This is a genomic window from Paenibacillus allorhizosphaerae (genome assembly GCF_042659105.1).
GTDB classification, from domain to species: Bacteria; Bacillota; Bacilli; order Paenibacillales; family NBRC-103111; genus Paenibacillus_G; species Paenibacillus_G allorhizosphaerae.
This window is the reverse complement of record NZ_JBHSRV010000001.1, coordinates 333,803-353,753: the sequence shown is the minus strand read 5'-3', so window position 1 is coordinate 353,753 and position 19,951 is coordinate 333,803. Positions and strand designations below refer to the sequence as shown.

Genomic DNA, 19,951 nt, shown 5'->3' with positions numbered 1-19,951 from the left:
GGGGTTGATTGAATGAAAAAGGCAAAGTTGCATTTGACGGCAATCGTCGCGATTGTTTTGACTTTGTCCGGCTGTTCGCAAAAAACAGTGGAGACGGGTAGCGGCGATATCGTCAAATCGGCAGAGAAGCAGGAGCCGGTCACGGTTAAAGCGGATTTAAGCGGCGCTTATGTCGAAGTGTCTCATACGTTTATCGATCCGATCATCAAGGAGAAGTACCCGCATATTACGCTCGAGTACATGCAGTCACCTCCATCTTTAGCCGATAAGGTGGCGACGGGCGATACGCCCGATATCGTTTTTCAAAACGGCAGCTTACGGCCGGCAATGGACTTGAATCTTCAGTACGGCTTGAACGGACTGATCAAAAAATACAATTTTGATATTAAAAAGCTCGATACCGATCTGTTAAAAAGCGTGCAAGCTTTTGGCCGTAACGGCGAAATCTATGCTCTGCCATCGGACCGCAGCGTGCGTGTGCTGTTGTATAATAAGGATATTTTCGACAAGTTCGGTGTCCCGTATCCCAAGGAAGCCATGTCATGGGAGGAGATCATTGCTTTAGCGCGGAAGCTGACCCTTTCCGAAGGGGGTGTCAATTATCACGGGTTGGTCTTGGGAGATTTCGGTGTGATGAAATCGATGCTGGAGCTGCCATTCTTCGGAAAAGACGGCAAGGCCCAATTGAAGACGCCGGGTTGGGAGAAGATCGCTCAAGCCTGGAAGTCGCTCTACAGCATTCCCGGAAATTACGCGACGACGGGAGACCGTGATTTGTTCACGAAAGACCGCAACACCGCCATGATTATTACGAACTCCTCTTTCCTGTTGCGAAATCCGATCCCGGATTTGAATTGGGATTATGTCGTTTCGCCGACGTTCGATAATCATTTGATCATGGATAAACTGGGCGCCATGCTGACGATCGCTTCGTCCAGCAAAAATAAGGATGCCGCCTTTCAGGTCATTTCGCTTTACTTTTCCGACCCGGTGCAAATCGCAATCGCCCGTACGGCCTCACTGGTCCCCGGTTCCAATGTACCGGAAATCATAAAACAATACGGCGCCGATGTGCCGAGCTCAGCCGGTAAAAATTTGAAAGCGGATTTTAGCGGCAATGCCGCGACGAAAGTCGTCGAGCAGTACGATTATTTGGCCGGGCCTATTGTAAGAGCGGCATTCGCGAATATCGCGACCGACAAACAGGATATTAATACGGCGCTTCGCGAAGCGGAAGAAAAGGTGAATCAAAGGGTAGCCGAAGAAAAAGCAAAATAACCGGTCGAGGCAAAATAAGTTTGGAGGTAGGAACGATGGCGATTCCGAAAATAGCGATTCAGGCAAGATTATGGGGATTGGACCGGGTCGAGAGAGAACCGGAATCGGTTTTTGACGAAGTGCACCGCGCCGGATACGATGGAATCGAATGCAGATCCAAGATGTTGATCGAGCAGGAAGAACGATTGCTCCATTGCGCATCGGCGAATTCGATTTCGATTATTGCGTTGCATGCGAATCTCAAATCATTCGATACCGAAGACCGCAGGCAGGTCTTGGGCGATTTGCTGGAGCGTATGAACCGTGCGGGCAGCAAGTATTTATTGGTCAGCATGGGACGTATGCCCGAATATCGCAAATGGTTCGAATTGGCTTCGGAATTATCGGAGTATTGCTCCCAAGCACAGGTTCGGTTATGCTATCACAATCATGCTGGGGAATTCGAGAACGGTTATCGTTTTTTTGACGAACTGACGCGCACCTACAACGTCGATTTGGCCGCCGATCTGGCATGGGTTTATCGGGCTGGAACCAATGTGGAGGAGTTCATCGAACGGTATGCGGCACATATCAAGTATGTACATCTCAAAGACACGGCGGGAGAACAGTGGAAAGAGCTGGGCGAAGGGGAAGTCCCGCTGAGCCCGATTTTACAACGGGTACTGGCACTGAAACTGCCTTGGTGGACGGTGGAGCAGGACAGCACCGACCGGGCGCCTGCCGTAAGCGCGATCATGAGCCGGAAATACGTAAGTGACCAATTCGGATTTTAGTTATCGTATTAGCAGCTTATGTGGACATTCGTTTTCATCGAATGTCCATTTTTGTTTTTCTCACGATTCAAACAAAATCTCTCCCGTACGGGACAAGTCGTAACCTGAAATCGATTGAAACTCCTGCTTGAATACATCGGACTGTAAAATTTGCAATAGCGATTGAATCCAGTAATGGTTATTCGCGTTTTTAAGCATGACCAGATCATAACGTTCCCGAATCAAAGGGATAAACTCGATCTGTTTGACAAGGGAGGCGGTTTTTTCAATGCCTACACCGACATCGGCTTCATCTGAGGCCACTTTAGATGCCACTGCGAGGTGATTGATTTGTTCATTGTCATATCCGACCAACCGTTCGGGTTTGATCCCGTGAAGACGGAGCTGCTCATCTAACAGCACCCGGGCGCCCGAACCTTTCTCGCGATTCACGAATCGCAAGCCCGGCTGACTTAAGTCGGACCATTGTTTGAGCCCGAACGGATTTCCTTGCTTGACATATAACCCTGCATTTCTGAAAAGCAGATTGACGACCAAATAAGAAGAACCGACAAGCAGCGTCCGAATATAGGGGAGATTGTATTCGCCGGTATCTCCGTCCAAAAGATGGGTACTGACGATGTCGGACTCCCCCCGGTACATCGATATCAAACTGTCCAAGCTGCCGACAAAGGAACGGAGAGGCCGGATGCCAGGTATATTTTTCTCCATATGTTTGGCCAAAATATCCAGGCCGATGTCATGTCCGGTAATAACGATCGGGCGGTTTCCGTTCATGGGAGCGGATGAGAGGGAACGTAGGGGCTCATTGATCACGGCAGGGCGATCCGTAGTCGATGCCGCTCGGGTCCGCTGCTTATAAGCTTCCAGATCAGCGGCGTCGACTCGCATTTGCTTGCCGACCCGATAGGAGACCAGCTCGCCTTTTTTGATCAGATCATAAACGGTCAGTTTGGATATTTTCAACAGTTTGGCGATTTCTTCCGTTGTATAGGACATGTCACTGGACATATCGGAATCCTCCTAGTGGTTGCATGCGTCACATATAATTTATGCTTCATTATATCACAAATGGTTATTCCAAGTGGTATTCACGAATCGAGTTTACAATATATAGCAGGGTATGTATAATAATTATGTTTAATTATAACTAAATCATACAAAGGAGGGGAATTTATGTTTAAATACATTAAATGTAATGTGATTTTGTTATTTTTGTCTGTATTGCTCCTGATGGCAGGCTGTGGTTCCACGCAAAAACCGATTGCGGATGGCAATGCGAATGCACAAACCTCCGGCGCGGGCGCATCAAGTCCAAAACCAGCTGAAGCCGTACAGTTGACGGTGTCCGCTGCAGCAAGCATGACCGACGCGCTTAAAGATATTCAGAAGGCTTACGAATCGAAAAACCCTGCGGTTAAGTTGAATTTTAACTTCGGCGCATCCGGTGCACTACAGCAGCAAATCGAGCAGGGGGCGCCTGCCGACTTATTTCTTTCCGCCGCAGCGAAGAACATGAAAGCTCTCGTGGATAACCAATTGATTGATGCCAATCAACAAAAAAAATTACTGACGAACGAGCTGGTGGCTGTCGTTTCCGCTGATGGAAAAGCTTCGATCGGTAAGGTCGCGGACTTGTCCAAATCGGAAGTGAAAAAGGTTGCGATCGGTATACCCGAAAGCGTGCCTGCAGGAAGTTATGCGAAAGAAGCGCTCACGAACGAGAAAGTGTGGGACAGCTTGCAATCCAAGATGGTTCAGGCAAAAGACGTTAGGCAAGTGCTTCAATATGTGGAAACGGGAAATGCTGAAGTTGGATTCGTCTATAAGACGGATGCATTAACATCCCCTAAACTCAAAGTCGCTTTTACTGTCGATCCCAAAACGTACACCGTTGTTGAATATCCGGTCGGAATCGTGAAAGCAACGAAACATCGTAAAGAAGCCGAAGATTTTTACACGTTCCTGCAGTCCAAGCAAGCGATTGACGTTTTCGTAAAATTCGGTTTCTCGATTCTTAACTGATCGTGGCTGTCATGAATTGGCATGAATTTGTGACTCCGATCTGGCTATCGCTGCAAGTCGCGTTTGTATCGAGTCTTGTCGTTGTTGTACTCGGTGTGGGAACGGCGTGGCGGATGTCGAGAAGGTCGTTTGCGGGCAAGACGCTTGTTGAAACCGCGTTTATGCTGCCGCTGGTTCTACCGCCGACGGTGGTAGGTTTTGTGCTCTTAGTCATTTTGGGTCGAAAAAGTTGGTTGGGTCAATTCATTGAATGGCTTTTTGCTGCACCCGTCATCTTTTCGTGGTGGGCCGCCGTAATCGCTTCAATCGTCGTATCATTTCCGCTCGTGTATCAAACGATGAAGGTCGGGTTCCTGGCAGTGGATCGCGATTTGGAGGGGGCTGCGCGTTCGGCCGGGGCAAACGAATGGCAGGTGTTCCGTTATATCACGCTTCCGTTAACCGCCCCTTCATTCGTTTCGGCGTATATTCTCGGTTTTGCCCGCGGCCTTGGCGAATTTGGAGCAACGCTTATGATCGCTGGAAATATCCCGGGTAAAACGCAAACCATACCGACCGCAATTTACGTCGCGGTTGATTCGGGCAATACGACGATGGCATGGGCCTGGTCGTGCTCCATCATTATCATTTCGTTCGTCATACTGCTGTTTACGAGACAAAGAAATAGTCGATGATAAAGCAAACACAGTGGTTTTGAAATATAATCTAAAGGTAAACAACGAAATACGGGATCACAGACTGCACTATCATCTGTGAATCCCGTTTTATAATTTTTATGTATATGTGCTTATAGCATATTATCATTACCCAAATGCCAAATGATCCCTTATGATGACTAGAGGGCTTATTCGATATGCATCTCGAGTAGGAACAAGTAACGAGGGGGGAGAACGATGAGGAAAATTTTATTGACTTCTGCCGGATTTGCGACATCCAACATAACGGAAGCGTTTCTCGATCTGGTAGACCGAAGCCCCAATGAATTGACGGCTGTTATCATGACGACCGCGGCCGTCCAGCTTAAATCACATGCTCGGCCCTCCCTAAAGGCAAAGCAAGCGTTGGACTCGATGGGATTCCGTAAAGTGGAATTTATAGACATTGAATTTGAAGATGCTGATAAATTAAACAAATACGACGTCATTTGTTTGAGCGGGGGGAACCCATTCCACCTCTTGCATCATTTAAGACGGAGCGGAGCGGATCAGATCATAGAGAGTTTAAGTAAAAACGGCGTAGTACTCGTAGGGATCAGTGCAGGTACGGTGGTTTTAGGACCGGACATTCGAATTGTCGATTACTTTACTCCCCATCTTAATCACGTCGGTATGCATGATCTAACCGCGCTTCGATTGCATGAACCCATTACGTTTCCCCATTACGGCAGACACGATAAATTTCCGCATGATGAAACGATCGAAGCGAGAATTCAACAATTTGAATCGACGCATCAATGCGAGATTCTAAGAATTACCGATCACGAAGCACTTTACATCAACGGGGAGACTATGACGAAAATCTCTCATGATTGAAAGATGACCAGTTGATCTCCTAGCGACATATGCAGTAAAGTTCGTAATTTGTTGGGGGCGGTTTTGGTTCCAATGCTTACACATATCATAGGCATACGACGAACATTACATTTGCTTTGGAAAAGTTATCTCCCGGGCTGGATCATGTTAAGGTCATTGTCGCCCATGAATTCGGCCATGCAGCACATAACCTAATTTCAAATAACGCCGGGATCGACTGGACGCAAATTCATTGGGAAAGCCCGCTCGTTTGGCTTTTTCAAGAAGGTGCAGCTATACACTTCTCCCGAAAAACAGCAGGCGGTTTACATCCTTCCATATATTTCTCATACGATGAACAAGGCCAGGATTGGCTAGCATTTGCCGAATCCAACAGAGCAGAAATAAAAAAGGCGTTTGCCAAAAATTATTGTACCGTTCCGTCTAATTCTTTATATCGCGAGTGGTTTTCAATTAATGGCGGCAAAACGTTTGGCTACAGCAGATTAGCCTATTTTTTAGGCGATTGGTTTATGCAAGTCCAAATGCAGCAGCTCGGTGAAATGAACGCCGTTACTTTGTGGAAAGATTCTGATTTTGAAGCACAAGTGAAGCAATGGTTATTTCAATAGCTGAAGCTCCGATCTGTTTGTTCCGATGAGCTTCTTTTTTTAAATAGAGTGTACGTACTCAGACATGGATGGCTTACCTTTCCTCATATACTTCAACTGTTCAAGTTAAGCGTGAATGTGGAGGAGAGGGAGGGAAGAGACATCGAAGGCCATGAAAAATTTCTAAGTCGCTTGACCTCGTTTGAGGCGGATCTGACCCTGCTGTTGGCAGCCGTTCATTGCCGTCCGGACGGAGTGGAACTTCTCACTGACGAGCTGGATCGCCTTTGTGAATTTATCCTTTGTAAGGAGAATGAAGAGCGCTGGAAACAGTGGGGAAGCCGTGAAGATATAAAGCAATGTTCGGAAAAAATAAGGGAAATCTCGGCACATTCGTTATGCCTGGTCGAGAAAATGAAAGCTCTTCGTACATACACGGAGCAACGGGATGCAAACCTGTATTTTTCGCTTCTTTCCGCTGCCGTAAAGGAAGAGAAGGAATACGTTTGCATGGGCCCTAACGCCAAAGTCCTATTTATCGGTGCCGGCGCGTTCCCTGTCTCCGCATTGACCATGGCAAGAGAAACGTCGGCCGAAGTGCTGTGCACGGATATTGATGGTGAAGCGATTCGTCACGGGAACAAATTGGCGCAATTTCTCGGTTTGCAGGACTCCTTTCATTATTCGGACAGTCACTTGCGGAATCCTGAATTTCTAGCGGCGGCCACACACGTATTTATTGCTTCGCTGGTTCCGCAGAAACTGGAAATTGTGGAGGAGTTAACAGCATATGTTTCTTCCGATTGTAAAATCGTTGTCCGGTACGGGAACGGATTAAGATCTTTATTCAACTATCCATTGGATGTCGGCTTGTTAAGCGACTGGGAGGTAAAATCTCTACGCCGAGACAGGTGCATTTATGATACGATCATTCTGGAACACCAAAAGAACGTTGCAGGATCAGCCGTATAGCTGATCCTTATTTGTTGTTTTAGGCCAAACGAATCCGACCTTGACGCCACATACCTGCCGTGATCATACCTTATCAAGCGAATTGCACCACAAATCCAATCGTTGGAAATTTCTTCTATTCACATGTTACAAAATGTACTAAAATGCTTTTAGGAACATCTCATCATCCGAGCATGTACGGGCGAGATATCGATGATCATAGGCAGGGTGGTTCTCCCTTTGGAAAGACAGACTCATCCAAGGATTATAGGATATGGATTTATACATTGAAGCGTTAACATTATTGAGCTGATGCTGAGGTAAGCGAATTGATACAAAATGAAGCGCATATGCAAATGATGTGGATTTGCCGATGAACAGAGCCGCTTGCTCATACCTTGCAGGGGAGAAGCGCGGCCATAGGAGGACTTAATCGATGAAGCGGTGGTTTGTATCGATATGGTTAGTGTTACTTGTCGGAACGCTCAGTGCATGTTTGGATACACGGAAGGAGATCGAATCGCCTCTTCCGGTTGAAAAACCGCTTGGAACGGCGATCGACTTTTCGAATCAGAGCATCATCGAGAATACGATTGCCAAAGCGGACGGTCAACCGGTATGGCTCCTGCAGCGTTCATCCGGTACCGACATTGCCTTGTCGGGTACGCAAGGTTTCGTGGTTCGCAACCAAACGGGTCCTGCAAACGCCGCCTTGAAAACGGATGCTTTCATCCGGGAAGACAACTACATATTTGAGACATCGTTCCAGGTCGACAAACTGGGCGCTGCGTCGAGACCGGCAGTTGTGCTCATTCCGCGTACAAAAGATTTCGCGAAGAAACAATATTATGCGTTTCAATACAGTATGGAAAACGGGAGATTGCTGTGGAAGCTTATGAATACGGCTGCGCCGGCCGAATTCAACAATGCTTCCGATCCCAAGCGGGAAGCGCCTTATATTATGAAGTGGGGAAAAACGTATACGGCGCGCATCGTCATCAATAACGTAAGCGAGAACATCGTAACGCTTAATTTGTATGTATTCGACCCGGACGATCCCGAATCGGGCAAGAAACCGCTGATCAGCTATTTGGACAATTCCAATTACCGCATCATGAAAAACGCGGATGTCGGGCCGCAGGTCGGAACGTCGGGTTCAGCCGACGTACAGCCCGCAGTCACGTTCGGCGGGATGAAAGTGTATCCCTTCAGCGAATGGGATAGCTTGAAAGATAAACGTCCTGCAGCTTCAGCAGCTTTCGCAGCAGCAGCCCCGAGCGGCAATGTGCCCGCCGCGGGAAAGGATGCCTTGGCTCTGCCGGCCGTTTTCTCCGATCGGATGGTGCTGCAGCGCAATAAAACGATTCCGATCTGGGGTAAAGGAACGGACGGTGAACACGTGACGGTCCAGTTCGCGGGCCAGAAGGCGGAAACGACCGTAAAAGACGGCAAATGGAAGGTTGAACTTGCGCCATTACAAGCCGGCGGGCCATATGAACTGGTTGTGCACAATAATCAAAAACAGATTGTGTATAAGGATGTTCTCGTCGGAGAGGTCTGGGTTTTAAGCGGCCAATCCAATATGCAGTTTGTAATGAAAAGCATTGCCGATCCTGAGGATATACGTCAGGCCAATCATGATAAGATCAGGCTGTTCTCCTCAAGGCTTACTATGACGGAGCAGCCGCAATGGGATGTTCCCGGCGGAAGCTGGAAAGCCGCTACCCCGGAAAGCGTCGCCGATTTTTCCGCGACCGGTTACTATTTCGGGCTTGAGCTGCAGAAGAAATTGGGCGTACCGATCGGCCTTATCTCAACCGCGGTGGGAGGAACCGACATTTATATGTGGATGCGGCCAGACATCGTAAAAGAGTTCAGCTTTAAGGCCGAACCGAAGAGGCAGCTGCCTTCCTTGCTGTACAATGCTAGAATAGCCCCTTTGCAGCCTTATGGCATAGCAGGGGTAGCCTGGTGGCAGGGGGAGCAGAACGCATCGACCGGAGACAAAAATTACAGCGGGCTGTTTGCCGCCCTTGTGAACGATTGGAGAAAGCAATGGAATCAAGGCGATTTTCCGTTCATCTATGTGCAGTTATCCAGCTACAACAACACGAGATTTCCAGCGCTCCGGGATGAGCAACTGCTCACGTTATCCAAGACGGAGAATACCGGCATGGCAGTAACGATCGATAACGGCCAATCCGATAACATTCATCCGCGCAACAAGAAAGAAACCGGCTACCGGTTGTCGTTGATTGCCCGGGCGCTAGCTTACGGCGAAAAGATCGAGTACATGGGGCCGATTTATAAAGCAATGACCGTGAAGAACGGAAAGGCGGAAATTGAATTTACGCACATTGGTGGCGGCCTGATGGCGAAAGGCGAGCGGTTGAAAGGATTTAAAATGAGCGGCCCCGATTACCGCTTCGTCGACGCCGAAGCGGTCATACAAGGGGATCGGATAGTCGTATCCAGCGATAAGGTTCCTGCTCCCGTCGCTGTGCGCTATGCTTATGAAGGCTTTCCGGAAGTGAATTTATACAATAAGGAAGGACTGCCTGCAAGTCCATTCCGTACAGACCGTTCCGAGTAAATTCTAAGGTTGTTGAAGCTGTCGGAAACGATGGCCGGACGGGCGTCACAAATATCCAATACTTATCAAAGGTCCGCTATGGGATAGCGGATCTTTTTCGTGCAGCCGAATCACACGGGACAACAATCGACAATACAGTATATTAGCCCATTTTGATTAAGGAGATTTTTGGATGACAAAAAAATTAATTTTCGATTATATCGTCGTAGGAACGGGTCCTGCCGGATCCGTGATCGCGAAAACGTTAACCGATGATAAAAAAACGTCGGTTCTAGTTCTCGAATCCGGTGACAACAACGATAAGGATGAGCCGATCCGTAACTCTGAATTTGCGATGGAGCTGGAGGAACAATTTTTCGCGAAATACTTTTGGCAAGGAGAAGGAATTCCGCAAGAGAACGTTGATGACCGTTCATTCGAATGGACGACCGGACGACTGCTGGGCGGAGGGTCTTCGATTAACGGTGAACAATATGTACGACCTACTTCAGCTGTTCTTAAACAATGGGAAGCGCTATTAGGTCCGATTTGGTCACCTGAAAGGGCTACGAGCCGATTCAAAACATTAGAGAAGTACAACGGAAAAACCAATAATGCCAGGGTGCGCGGATTCAGAGGGCCAATAGATATAAGGCAAACTCCGGATCGACCGACATCGATGGCCGTTAAACTGACGACAGCAATCGAGAAAGCGACCGGGTTTCCGAAGATTCTGGATTATAACGATCCTAAAACGCCTCTTGGCCCCTTTACCAGATGGCAATTGTATCAGAACCCGAACGGTCGGAGGGAGAGTGCATCAACGGCTTTTCTTTCTGCGAACATCATGACTCCTGCAGGCCGCGGCGTTAACGGCCGGAAATTAAAAGTTTTCACTAAATGTACGGTTTTACGCGTGCTTTTTTCCGACATGCGTGCCGTCGGCGTGGAATTTCTTATTGAAGGCAAACAGACCCGGGCTTACGTACGAAAGAAAGTCATCATTTCAGCAGGCATTAACAGCGCTCAACTGTTGATGCTGTCTGGAATCGGACCGTCCAAAATGCTAAAAGACGCGGGGATTCCGGTCAAATTTCATAATCCGAACGTAGGGAAAAGTTTAAGAAATCATACGCTTAACTTTGCTGTTTTTTCCGCGAATCCCGACGATCGCGCTCATCCCACTGATGATCCCAATGCGCTTTATGCAGGAGGTGCTTTTTTGCCTAATCCCACCGGAACGAATCCTATGCGCCGGGCAGTTCAACTATTCGGAGTTGGTTCCGATCATACTTTAATGCTAGGCATCATTTACTTACGTCCCGCGAGCCGCGGTTCCATAAAAATTCAGAACAACGATCCTTTAAAAATTGTGTTGGCTGACGAAGGATTTCTCAAAAATTCGGAGGATATGGAACAAGTCAAAAATATTTTTAAAATTTACGTTAAAAATATTGCAGCGCAATTAGCATCCATCGATCCAACCTATCGGCTTATTTCGCCGTCTCCCGACGTAATCGACAACGACGCAAGGCTTGAACAATTTATTAAGGATAATTTCGAACATAATCATCATCAGCAAAGCTCGCTGCGCATGGCTCCTTTAAGCAAAGGCGGGGTTGTTGATCGCCGGGGAAACGTTCATGGGGTAAAGAGACTCGTCGTTGCGGATGCTTCCATCATTCCGTTCACGGTGGACGGCAATACTTCGGCAGCGGCATACTTGATCGGTTATACGATTGCTCGGCAGCTGTTGTTAGTAGATAAGAAGCTGCAAAAACGTAAGGAAAAGACGCGGCTGTACGAGTCCGACGAAGAATGAAATTCCATAAATATCTGGAATTCGCCTACCATAACGCGCTGAAGTACAATCCGTGGGATTGTACTTTTTTTATACCCCGAACCTTTCGCCAAACAGTCGACTACAAAATTCATGCGTGGGAAAATTGACTTATTCCCGAGCCGAAACGCAGCGGCAATACGATTTCCACCGGTTTCAACCTAATGTCTTGAACAAGTCGCGTTCGCTGCATAACAATGATTTCCTTGGGTATAGTAACCATATTGTACCGAGTCATGGGTCACAGTCTGCTTACACGTCATAGCCTTAGGAGGATAAGCAATGGGGACGGTAGATTGGAGCCGCGGCTTAACGGAAATGACGCTCGCTTTTCATATTTTGTTTGCGACGGTCGGCGTTGGCGTGCCTGTGTTCATTTCCATCGCCGAATGGTTGGGGATTGCAAAGAAGGACGTGCACTATTCATTAATGGCGCGAAGATGGGCGCGGGGGTTCGTCATTACGGTAGCTGTAGGCGTAGTTACAGGGACGTGCATCGGTCTGCAGCTCAGTTTGCTTTGGCCCGAATTCATGAGGCTGGCAGGCAATGTGGTCGGTTTGCCTTTGTTTATGGAGACGTTTGCGTTTTTCTTCGAGGCCATATTTCTCGGCATCTATCTGTATACATGGAACCGATTTTCAAATCCTTACCTGCACTGGCTGTTAACGCTGCCGATTATTATCGGTTCTACGGGATCGGCGCTTTTTATTACAACCGTCAACGCATTTATGAATACTCCGCAAGGGTTCACCTATGAGAGCGGGAACCTGACGCACATTGACCCGCTCGCGGCCATGTTCAACCCGGCTACACCTTCCAAAGTGGCGCACGTATTATTTTCCGCTTACTTGACGTCCGCTTTTCTGCTCGCCATGATCGCCGCTTTCGCCATGCTCAAAGGGCGAAAGGACGATTACTACCGGAAGTCGATTCGCTTGAACATGACCGTAGGGCTCGTTCTCGCGGTCGCTACGATCATTGGCGGCGATGCGTCGGCGAAGTTTTTGGCCAAAGAACAGCCGGAGAAGCTCGCGGCTGCGGAGTGGCATTTCGAGACTGGCGACAGAGCATCGCTCGTTGTCGGCGGTCGATTGAATCCGGAAACCGGCGAAATTTCCGGAGCCATTGAAATTCCTTGGGCGCTCAGTATTCTCGCAACCAATCATCCTGACGGAACGGTCGTTGGACTGAATGATTTTCCAAAAGACGAGTGGCCTCCGCTTTACGTGCATTATTTGTTTGATGCCATGGTCGGGATCGGTTTTTATTTGTTAGCCGTGCCGTGCCTTTTTCTGGCGATGCTGCTGATCAAGCGTTGGAACGCATACAACCGTTGGATACTAGGAGGCATTTTGGCGGGAGGACCGCTGTCCTTTCTCGCCATCGAGCTCGGATGGTTTTACGCAGAGGTCGGCAGACAGCCATGGATTATCCGGGGATATTTGCGCGTGTCCGATGCGGCTACCACGAACGCTCACGTTGACGTTACATTCTGGATGTTTGCCGTCTTGTACGCCGTGCTTGGTATCGTATGCCTGTTCGTATTGGCTCGTCTGTTTCACAATAAGCCGGCGGAGCTGGAACTGGAATTGCACCGCATCATCTTGTGAGGAGGTTACGGCATGTCCATCGAACAACTCGGAATTACCGTTCTTTGGAGCTTTTTATACGGCTATTTGATTGTCGGATCCATCGATTTTGGTGCGGGATTTTACGCTTATTACGGGCGGATGATCGGAAAGGAATCGATTATCGGGCCGGTCATTTCCAGGTATTTGTCCCCGGTGTGGGAAGTGACCAACGTGTTCCTTGTATTTTTTTTCGTCGGTATCGTCGGCTTCTTCCCGGAAACGGCTTACTATTACGGAACGGCACTGCTGATTCCCGGCAGCATTGCTCTCATATTGCTTTCCATTCGGGGGTCGTTCTACGCATTTGCGAATTACGGCGTGAAAAAAAATTCGTTCTACCTGCTTGCTTACGGAGCGACCGGCTTGTTAATACCGGCTTCCTTGTCCACGGTATTCACAATTTCGGAAGGAGGCTTTCTGGCCGTCAGGGGAAATGAAGTCGTCTTGCTGATGGAAGAATTGTTTTACAGCGCTTATTCCTGGGCGGTTGTGCTGCTTGCGATGTCCAGTGTGTTATTCATCAGCTCGACGTTTCTGACGTTTTATGCCGCTAGAGCGAAAGATGAGAATGCGCTGGAATTGATGCGCCGGTTCGCACTATGGGGAGGCATTCCTACGATCATCTCCAGCTTGTTTGTGTTTATCGCGCTGCGCAATCATAACCTGGAGCATTTTCAGCGTGCGCTGGACGTATGGTGGATGTTCGGGCTCTCGCTGGTCAGCTTTGCGATGGCGGTATGGCTGATTTGGAAGCAGCGATCGTACGGCATCGCCTTTGTAATGGTCATGCTGCAGTTCGCTTTTGCGTTTTACGGATACGGCATTTCGCATCTTCCTTACTTGCTGTACCCTTATTTGACACTGTATGGCGGCGTAACGAACCCGACCATGGGGCGAGCATTGGTCATCGTATTTATTGCGGGTTTCGCACTGCTCGTTCCGTCGCTCATTTTGTTGCTGAGATTGTTTTTGTTCAATGCCCGCTATGTGAAAGGGGAACTGGCATGAATGTATTCGATCGTCAGGACAAATGGCTGATGCGTCTTTGTTTCGGTATCGCCCTTGTGCTGCTGCTGTCGATAGTAAGACATTTCGTGTAATGCATATTGCTCCCACTCATGGCCGTCCGCTCATGAAACTTCGAATACGATAAAGCTATAGCCCTCATTCCCATCTGAAGGGCTCTTTTGTATGTATTCAAATGTTTCATTTATTTGAACATGGTCGGCTTATGCGCTTGGCTAGTGGATGGTGCCCCTCATATCATTCTCCTTTAAAGTAAAGCGTGAGGTTAACCTCATACGCAATGCTTGTTACTAATCATTCACTTATACCTAAGGAGGGTATTGTCATGATGAAAAAAAGTTTGCCGTTCATAGCACTTGTTACATTTTTACTTGCTGCCGCCTGCTCTAATTCCACTACCGAAACCGCCGTCCATTCCGGAGCGGTTCAGGTTGAAATTAAGCCGGTACAGGAAACACTGCACTCAGGCAAAGCCATTCTCATCGATGCGCTTGTTACAAAGGGCAGCGAGAAGGTGACGGATGCGGGGCAAGTGAAGTTTGAAATATGGAAGAAGGATCAAGAGAAGCGCAAGACGATCACCGCGGGACATTCGCATGATGGCAAATATCGAATCCAGACGATGTTCCCGGAAGCGGGAGTCTACTATGTAACGGCAGAAGTTTCGGACAAAGAAACATATGTTACGCCAATAAAGGAACTGGTCGTGAAAAACGTAACCGACAAGTAGGCTCAAGAGATACCCGCTTCATACAAAAAAAAGGTGAATGGAAAGGCTTGTATCGCAAAATACAAAGCTTTCATTCACCTTTTTCGTTTGTTTACCCGAGTACGGCCCGAAGCGAAGCTGCAAATTTGGCGATACCCGGGACGATTTGCTCCGCTTTGGGTCTAGCGAAAGTGATTCGCACATAACCCGAGTTCGAGCCGTAGACGCTGCCGGGTACAAAGATGACACCTCGTCGGATCGCTTCTTCCAACAACTTGCTGTCGTTCACCTCAGGGATCACTTTACACCATAAGTGCAAGCCTCCTTGTGGAACCGTGAAGCGGATCAGGTCCGGCAGCTCTTTCTGAAGCGCTTCTATCAATAGATCCCGTTTGTAGAGCAGCTGCATTCGCAAATTGCTCAAGTGAGGCTGAAAATAGGAGGAGTTTAAAAACTGTGCCGCAACCTGTTGAGGCACGACGCTAAGTCCGAAATCCATCTGTTGTCTCGCATCGGCTAGCCGTTCAACAACGGTATGAGGGGCGACCATCCACCCGACCCGCAGCCCGGATGCCGCGATTTTGGAGAAAGAGCCGATATAGAGGACCGAGCCGATCGAATCCATCGATTTGAGCGGCCGCGGCGGCGATCCATCATAAGCGGTCAAGCTGAATGGATCATCCTCTACAATCGGAAGTCCTAACTCGCTCGCAACATCGAGCAGCTGCTTTCGGCGCTCTTCATCAAGGAAGGTGCCTGTCGGATTCTGAAAATTTGGATTAATGAACACCATCTTGATGCGGTGTTTTTTATAGAGCGAATACACATCTTCCGAACGAACTCCTTTATGGTCGACGGGTAGCCGAAACAGCCGAAGACCGGCGGATTGAAACATGGGCAACGAATAGCAATACGAAGGATCCTCGATGGCCACCGCATCCCCGGGCGTTAGCAAACATTGTGTAATTAAATATAACGATTGTTGAGAGCCCGAAGTGATCAAGATCGATGATTCTGTCGTATGAATGCCCCGATATTGGCTTAAATACGCGACGAGTGCCTCCCGGAGCGGGGCAAATCCTTGCGGATTATCATAACCGAGATATTCGGTGTAATTTTTATCGATAATGGTATTGATCTCTTTCACGGGAGACAGGTCCGCGCCCAGCTCACCGCTGGCAAAGTCAATCAGCGTTTTGTCTTGCTGCAGCGCTTCCCGGATCCGGCGCAAAAAAAGCGGGTTTGGCAAAAAACTGCCGCCTTCTACATACCGATGCCAATTCGGAGTATGCTTCGGTGTGGCGCCCCATTTGTGCCGGCTTACCCGGGTTCCGCTTCCCGAACGGCTTTCGATAATCCCGAGCGCGCGAAGCTCCGAATAAGCAAGTACGACAGTACTCCGGTTAACCCTCAATTGTTCGGCTAACTTTCGTTCCGAAGGCAGCTGGCTTCCAGGCGGAAACTCGCCGTATGAAATTCTTCGTTCGATGTCATCGGCAATTTGCTGGTATAGCGGTTGGCTGCTGTCCCGATCGGGCTTCCACATGAAGATCACCTCCTAGCCGTGTGAAATAATAGATTCAAGTACAGGATGATTTCATCATAACATTCGGTTTATGAATGAAACGCCTTTTTCAACGTCATTTGATTGAAGAATGTATATCAATCTATTGAACATGGATGGTACTTTTGTTAACAAAGCGGATGGTTCCATTTCAGTAAAATTATGCTTTCTTTACCAGACAGACGATTGTTAGCAGTATATCCGTGTCAACCCTTGTTCAATCCATTTCGAATAATACGGACAAAAAGTGCTGTATATATATAGGCTATAGCACAATGAAACATTATACCTCGAAAAAGGAGGGGAATCCAATCGGTGAATCACTTGGAAAAAGCGTTCCCAGAAAGGAGACTTGGGAAAAGGTCACCGGAACCGCCAAATATACGAATGACATCGTCAGACCGGGAATGCTGCATGCCACTCTAGCCGTCAGCCCGCATGCTCATGCGAAAATAATATCGATCGATACGTCCGAAGCATGGAAAGTGCCAGGGGTGCGGGCGATCGTTACCGGACAAGATTATCCGGTTTTTACCGGTTCACCGCTGTCAGACCGGCCTCCCATCGCAATAGACAAAGTAAGATATTTCGGTGAACCCGTCGCTCTTGTTGTCGCAGATCAAGGGTATACAGCTGAGAAGGCGGCTCGCCTTATTAAAATGGACTTTGAGCTTCTGCCCGTCGTTCACTCTCCGGGAGAGGCTTACAGGCCGGATGCTCCGCTGATTCACGAACATCTTGCCTCTTACAAGCGGGATGAAGACGTCTATCCCGAACCGGGCACGAACGTCGCCAATCGCACCAAAATGCGCAAAGGGGATATGGAGGAAGGATGGCGGCAGAGCGATCATATCATTGATGTGCGCGTATCGCTGCCGCAATCGGATCATGCGGCCATGGAAGTGCGATGCAGCATCGGGGAAATTTTACCGGACGGTAAAGTAATCATTTATTCCGCATCGCAGTCGCCCTTTTTCATTCGAAAGTCGATCAGTGAATCGTTTCACGTTCCGCTTCAGCAAATTACCGTTCATACGCCGCTGGTCGGAGGGAGCTACGGCGGGAAAGCGGCGATCCAACTGGAATTTCTCGTATACATGGCTACCAAAGCGGTCGGCGGCAAAGCGGTGAAGCTGGTTAATTCCAGGGAGCAGGATATGATCACCTCTCCGGTACATATAGGTTTGGAGGCCACGATCAAGCTGGGCTGCAACCGAGAAGGGAAAATTATGGCTGCGGAAATATGGCATCTGTTTGACGGGGGGGCCTATTCCGATCGAGGAGCCGTCATGAACCGGGCTGGCGCCGTCGATTGTACGGGGCCTTATCGGATCGATAATTTGCACTGCGATTCCTTATGTATGTATACGAATCATCCTTACTCGACTTCGTTTCGAGGATTCGCTCATCCGGAACTGACGTTTGCCATTGAAAGAGCCATGGATACGATGGCAAATCGATTGGATATGGATCCTTTGGAGTTTCGATTGCTTAATGCGATTAAACCGGGGGATACCACGCCGACACAAAATTTGTTAGACCGAAGCAAGGTGGGTGATTTGCCGCAGTGCATCGAGAAGCTGAAGAATTTAATCGGTTGGGACGATCGCCCCCCAATCGAAATCGACGGTCACCTCATTAAAGCGAGAGGAGTATCCTGCTTCTGGAAAAATTCAAGCACGCCAACGGATGCCGGGGCGGGAGCCGTTGTATTGTTTCATCCCGACGGCAGCGTGAATCTTCTCTGCGGGGCGGTGGAAATCGGTCAAGGAACAAGGACGGCTCTTACGCAATTATTGGCCGAACGTTTGCGTATGGATGAGCGGATGATCCATATTTCTTGGGATGTCAATACAGAAGCCGATCCTTATTATTGGAAAACGGTGGCGAGCCGCAGCACGTTTTTAGTCGGGAATGCGGTGATGAAGGCTGCTGAGGATGCGATCGGACAGCTGAAGCATATCGCTTCCACTGTGCTGCAAGTGTCCCCCGAACAATTGGAAGTCGGAGAAGGGATGGTTTTCGTCAAAGATCGTCCCGATACCAGGATCGAAATTAAAAAAATCGCCAACGGGTATAAATTTCCGAATGGGAACACGATCGGCGGGCAAGTGATCGGACGCGGGAGCTATGCTATGCGCAATTTGACTTTGCTGGACCCGGAAACGGGAAAAGGCAATCCCGGGCCGGAATGGACAGTCGGGGCACAAGCGGTTGAAGTGGAAGTGAATACGAAAGATTACACCTACAAGATCGTAAAAGCGGCGACAGTCATCGACGCCGGCAAAGTAATCAATCCGGTATTCGCCCGAGGCCAAGTGACGGGCGCCATGAGCATGGGCCTCAGTTTTGCGAGCCGCGAAGCGTACCGCCTCGATCGAAGCGGGGCGATTCTCAACTGGCAGCTGCGTACCTACAAGTTGATCAGGTACGGAGAACAACCGGAATATGCGGTCGACTTCGTCGAGACGCCTCATGCGGAAGCGCCGTACGGACTGCGCGGCATCGGGGAGCATGGTCTGATCGGCATGCCTGCGGCACTGGCCAACAGCTTGTCGACCGCTGTCGGCGTAGACTTGAATCATTTGCCTTTAACGCCGGAATCGATCTGGAGGGCCGTCCATGATTCCGTTTGACTTTGAGTATTACAAGCCTGCATCCATAGAGCAGGCCGTAGAATGGTTTCAGCGTCTGCAAGCGCAGGGGAAGCATCCGATGTATTTCTCCGGCGGCACGGAAATCATTACGTTGGGAAGGCTCAGCTACGTTAGGCCCGGGGCGGTCGTCGATATCAAATCGATACCCGAGTGCGGCGTACTCGAATTCCGGCAGGATCGACTCATTATAGGGGCCAGTGTCACGTTATCGGCGCTATCCGCGGCAAACCCGTTCCCGCTGCTCAGCGGCACGGCGCAGGGCATCGCCGATCAGACGGCCCGTAATTCCATTACGCTGGGAGGAAACGTTTGCAGCGCATTTTATTACCGTGAGGCTGTACTGCCTTTGCTCTTGGCCGACAGCCGCCTGGTTGTGGCCGGACCGGGAGGGACGAGAGAAGTGTCCATTCATGACGTGTTCTTAGAGCAAATACGGCTTGCAGACGGTGAATTCGTTGTGCAGACGATGACGGATCGCGAATATGCGTCGCTGCCTTTCGTACATTACAAAAAACGGCAAATCGGTAACGTAGGCTATCCGCTCGTAACGATGGCCGCGCTCAAGAAAGACAATCGGATTCGCACCGCTTACAGCGGCGTTTGTTCTTTTCCGTTTCGTTCCGCCGCCATCGAACAGGCGCTCAATCATGCGTCTCTTCCCTTATCGGACCGGATTGCTCAAGCGATCGACAGGCTGCCGGCACCGATCCTGAGCGATGTCGAAGGAAGCGCCGCTTATCGCGGATTTGTTCTTAAGCAAACGATGGCTGATGCCGTAAGCGAATTGGAAGGAAGGTGAAGC

The 19,951-nt window shown here is 49.1% G+C and carries 16 protein-coding genes; 14 read left to right on the top strand and 2 right to left on the bottom strand.

Annotation, left to right across the window (positions count from 1 at the left end; all coding sequences use genetic code 11):
- Positions 1-12: 12 nt before the first annotated feature.
- Together ACFQI7_RS01415 and ACFQI7_RS01410 are read left to right on the top strand one after the other, a co-directional pair.
- The gene (locus ACFQI7_RS01415; RefSeq protein WP_218096619.1) at positions 13-1,278 is read left to right on the top strand and encodes an ABC transporter substrate-binding protein; all 1,266 of its coding nucleotides are present in this window, start codon (positions 13-15) and stop codon (positions 1,276-1,278) included.
- A 35-nt stretch (positions 1,279-1,313) separates the two neighbouring features.
- On the top strand, positions 1,314-2,051 hold the full coding sequence (locus ACFQI7_RS01410; protein ID WP_218096618.1) for a sugar phosphate isomerase/epimerase family protein: 738 nt from the start codon (positions 1,314-1,316) through the stop codon (positions 2,049-2,051).
- Between the two features lie 60 nt (positions 2,052-2,111).
- On the opposite strand, the gene ACFQI7_RS01405 is transcribed toward ACFQI7_RS01410, so the two are convergent.
- On the bottom strand, positions 2,112-3,062 hold the full coding sequence (locus ACFQI7_RS01405; protein ID WP_218096617.1) for a helix-turn-helix transcriptional regulator: 951 nt from the start codon (positions 3,060-3,062) through the stop codon (positions 2,112-2,114).
- A 165-nt stretch (positions 3,063-3,227) separates the two neighbouring features.
- Between ACFQI7_RS01405 and modA the strand changes: the two genes are divergently transcribed.
- The 10 genes from modA to ACFQI7_RS01355 all read left to right on the top strand — a co-directional run bounded on the left by modA (position 3,228) and on the right by ACFQI7_RS01355 (position 14,949).
- Entirely contained in the window at positions 3,228-4,076 is an 849-nt protein-coding gene (gene modA, locus ACFQI7_RS01400) for a molybdate ABC transporter substrate-binding protein (RefSeq protein WP_218096616.1), read from the top strand.
- An 11-nt stretch (positions 4,077-4,087) separates the two neighbouring features.
- Positions 4,088-4,750, top strand: coding sequence for a molybdate ABC transporter permease subunit (gene modB / locus ACFQI7_RS01395; protein WP_377516543.1), 663 nt, complete (start codon positions 4,088-4,090; stop codon positions 4,748-4,750).
- A 219-nt stretch (positions 4,751-4,969) separates the two neighbouring features.
- Positions 4,970-5,608 (top strand): Type 1 glutamine amidotransferase-like domain-containing protein, encoded by a 639-nt coding sequence (locus ACFQI7_RS01390; RefSeq protein WP_218096615.1) that lies wholly within the window; start codon positions 4,970-4,972, stop codon positions 5,606-5,608.
- A 116-nt stretch (positions 5,609-5,724) separates the two neighbouring features.
- A complete protein-coding gene (locus tag ACFQI7_RS01385) occupies positions 5,725-6,219 on the top strand; it encodes a hypothetical protein (protein ID WP_218096614.1) in 495 nt (164 codons plus the stop codon).
- Between the two features lie 117 nt (positions 6,220-6,336).
- Positions 6,337-7,170: a nicotianamine synthase family protein gene (locus tag ACFQI7_RS01380; protein WP_218096613.1), complete on the top strand. Its 834-nt coding sequence runs from the start codon at positions 6,337-6,339 to the stop codon at positions 7,168-7,170.
- Between the two features lie 415 nt (positions 7,171-7,585).
- On the top strand, positions 7,586-9,742 hold the full coding sequence (locus tag ACFQI7_RS01375; RefSeq protein WP_218096612.1) for a sialate O-acetylesterase: 2,157 nt from the start codon (positions 7,586-7,588) through the stop codon (positions 9,740-9,742).
- Positions 9,743-9,914: 172 nt separating this feature from the next.
- Positions 9,915-11,543 carry a GMC family oxidoreductase gene (locus ACFQI7_RS01370; protein ID WP_218096611.1) on the top strand — a complete coding sequence of 543 codons (1,629 nt, stop codon included), beginning with the start codon at positions 9,915-9,917 and terminating at the stop codon, positions 11,541-11,543.
- 300 nt (positions 11,544-11,843) lie between these two features.
- Entirely contained in the window at positions 11,844-13,172 is a 1,329-nt protein-coding gene (locus ACFQI7_RS01365; RefSeq protein ID WP_218096610.1) for a cytochrome ubiquinol oxidase subunit I, read from the top strand.
- Between the two features lie 12 nt (positions 13,173-13,184).
- Positions 13,185-14,201, top strand: coding sequence for a cytochrome d ubiquinol oxidase subunit II (locus tag ACFQI7_RS01360; protein WP_218096609.1), 1,017 nt, complete (start codon positions 13,185-13,187; stop codon positions 14,199-14,201).
- 343 nt (positions 14,202-14,544) lie between these two features.
- Complete coding sequence (locus ACFQI7_RS01355) at positions 14,545-14,949, top strand: FixH family protein (protein WP_218096608.1); 405 nt, start codon at positions 14,545-14,547, stop codon at positions 14,947-14,949.
- A 91-nt stretch (positions 14,950-15,040) separates the two neighbouring features.
- Here the strand turns inward: ACFQI7_RS01355 and pdxR are convergent, their stop codons facing one another.
- Positions 15,041-16,474: a MocR-like pyridoxine biosynthesis transcription factor PdxR gene (gene pdxR, locus ACFQI7_RS01350; RefSeq protein WP_218096607.1), complete on the bottom strand. Its 1,434-nt coding sequence runs from the start codon at positions 16,472-16,474 to the stop codon at positions 15,041-15,043.
- 293 nt (positions 16,475-16,767) lie between these two features.
- Between pdxR and ACFQI7_RS01345 the strand changes: the two genes are divergently transcribed.
- A complete protein-coding gene (locus tag ACFQI7_RS01345) occupies positions 16,768-19,128 on the top strand; it encodes a xanthine dehydrogenase family protein molybdopterin-binding subunit (protein WP_218096606.1) in 2,361 nt (786 codons plus the stop codon).
- A complete protein-coding gene (locus ACFQI7_RS01340) occupies positions 19,115-19,948 on the top strand; it encodes an FAD binding domain-containing protein (RefSeq protein WP_218096605.1) in 834 nt (277 codons plus the stop codon). The genes ACFQI7_RS01345 and ACFQI7_RS01340 overlap by 14 nt, the downstream gene beginning before the upstream one ends.
- Positions 19,949-19,951 lie beyond the last annotated feature (3 nt).

Bases quoted from the DNA above. Each gene is read 5' to 3' on its own strand.
- ACFQI7_RS01415 (WP_218096619.1), top strand. From the start codon at position 13: ATGAAAAAGGCAAAGTTGCATTTGACGGCAATCGTCGCGATTGTTTTG.
- ACFQI7_RS01410 (WP_218096618.1), top strand. From the start codon at position 1,314: ATGGCGATTCCGAAAATAGCGATTCAGGCAAGATTATGGGGATTGGAC.
- ACFQI7_RS01405 (WP_218096617.1), bottom strand. From the start codon at position 3,062: ATGTCCAGTGACATGTCCTATACAACGGAAGAAATCGCCAAACTGTTG.
- modA (WP_218096616.1), top strand. From the start codon at position 3,228: ATGTTTAAATACATTAAATGTAATGTGATTTTGTTATTTTTGTCTGTA.
- modB (WP_377516543.1), top strand. From the start codon at position 4,088: ATGAATTGGCATGAATTTGTGACTCCGATCTGGCTATCGCTGCAAGTC.
- ACFQI7_RS01390 (WP_218096615.1), top strand. From the start codon at position 4,970: ATGAGGAAAATTTTATTGACTTCTGCCGGATTTGCGACATCCAACATA.
- ACFQI7_RS01375 (WP_218096612.1), top strand. From the start codon at position 7,586: ATGAAGCGGTGGTTTGTATCGATATGGTTAGTGTTACTTGTCGGAACG.
- ACFQI7_RS01370 (WP_218096611.1), top strand. From the start codon at position 9,915: ATGACAAAAAAATTAATTTTCGATTATATCGTCGTAGGAACGGGTCCT.
- ACFQI7_RS01365 (WP_218096610.1), top strand. From the start codon at position 11,844: ATGGGGACGGTAGATTGGAGCCGCGGCTTAACGGAAATGACGCTCGCT.
- ACFQI7_RS01360 (WP_218096609.1), top strand. From the start codon at position 13,185: ATGTCCATCGAACAACTCGGAATTACCGTTCTTTGGAGCTTTTTATAC.
- ACFQI7_RS01355 (WP_218096608.1), top strand. From the start codon at position 14,545: ATGATGAAAAAAAGTTTGCCGTTCATAGCACTTGTTACATTTTTACTT.
- pdxR (WP_218096607.1), bottom strand. From the start codon at position 16,474: ATGTGGAAGCCCGATCGGGACAGCAGCCAACCGCTATACCAGCAAATT.
- ACFQI7_RS01345 (WP_218096606.1), top strand. From the start codon at position 16,768: ATGAAACATTATACCTCGAAAAAGGAGGGGAATCCAATCGGTGAATCA.
- ACFQI7_RS01340 (WP_218096605.1), top strand. From the start codon at position 19,115: ATGATTCCGTTTGACTTTGAGTATTACAAGCCTGCATCCATAGAGCAG.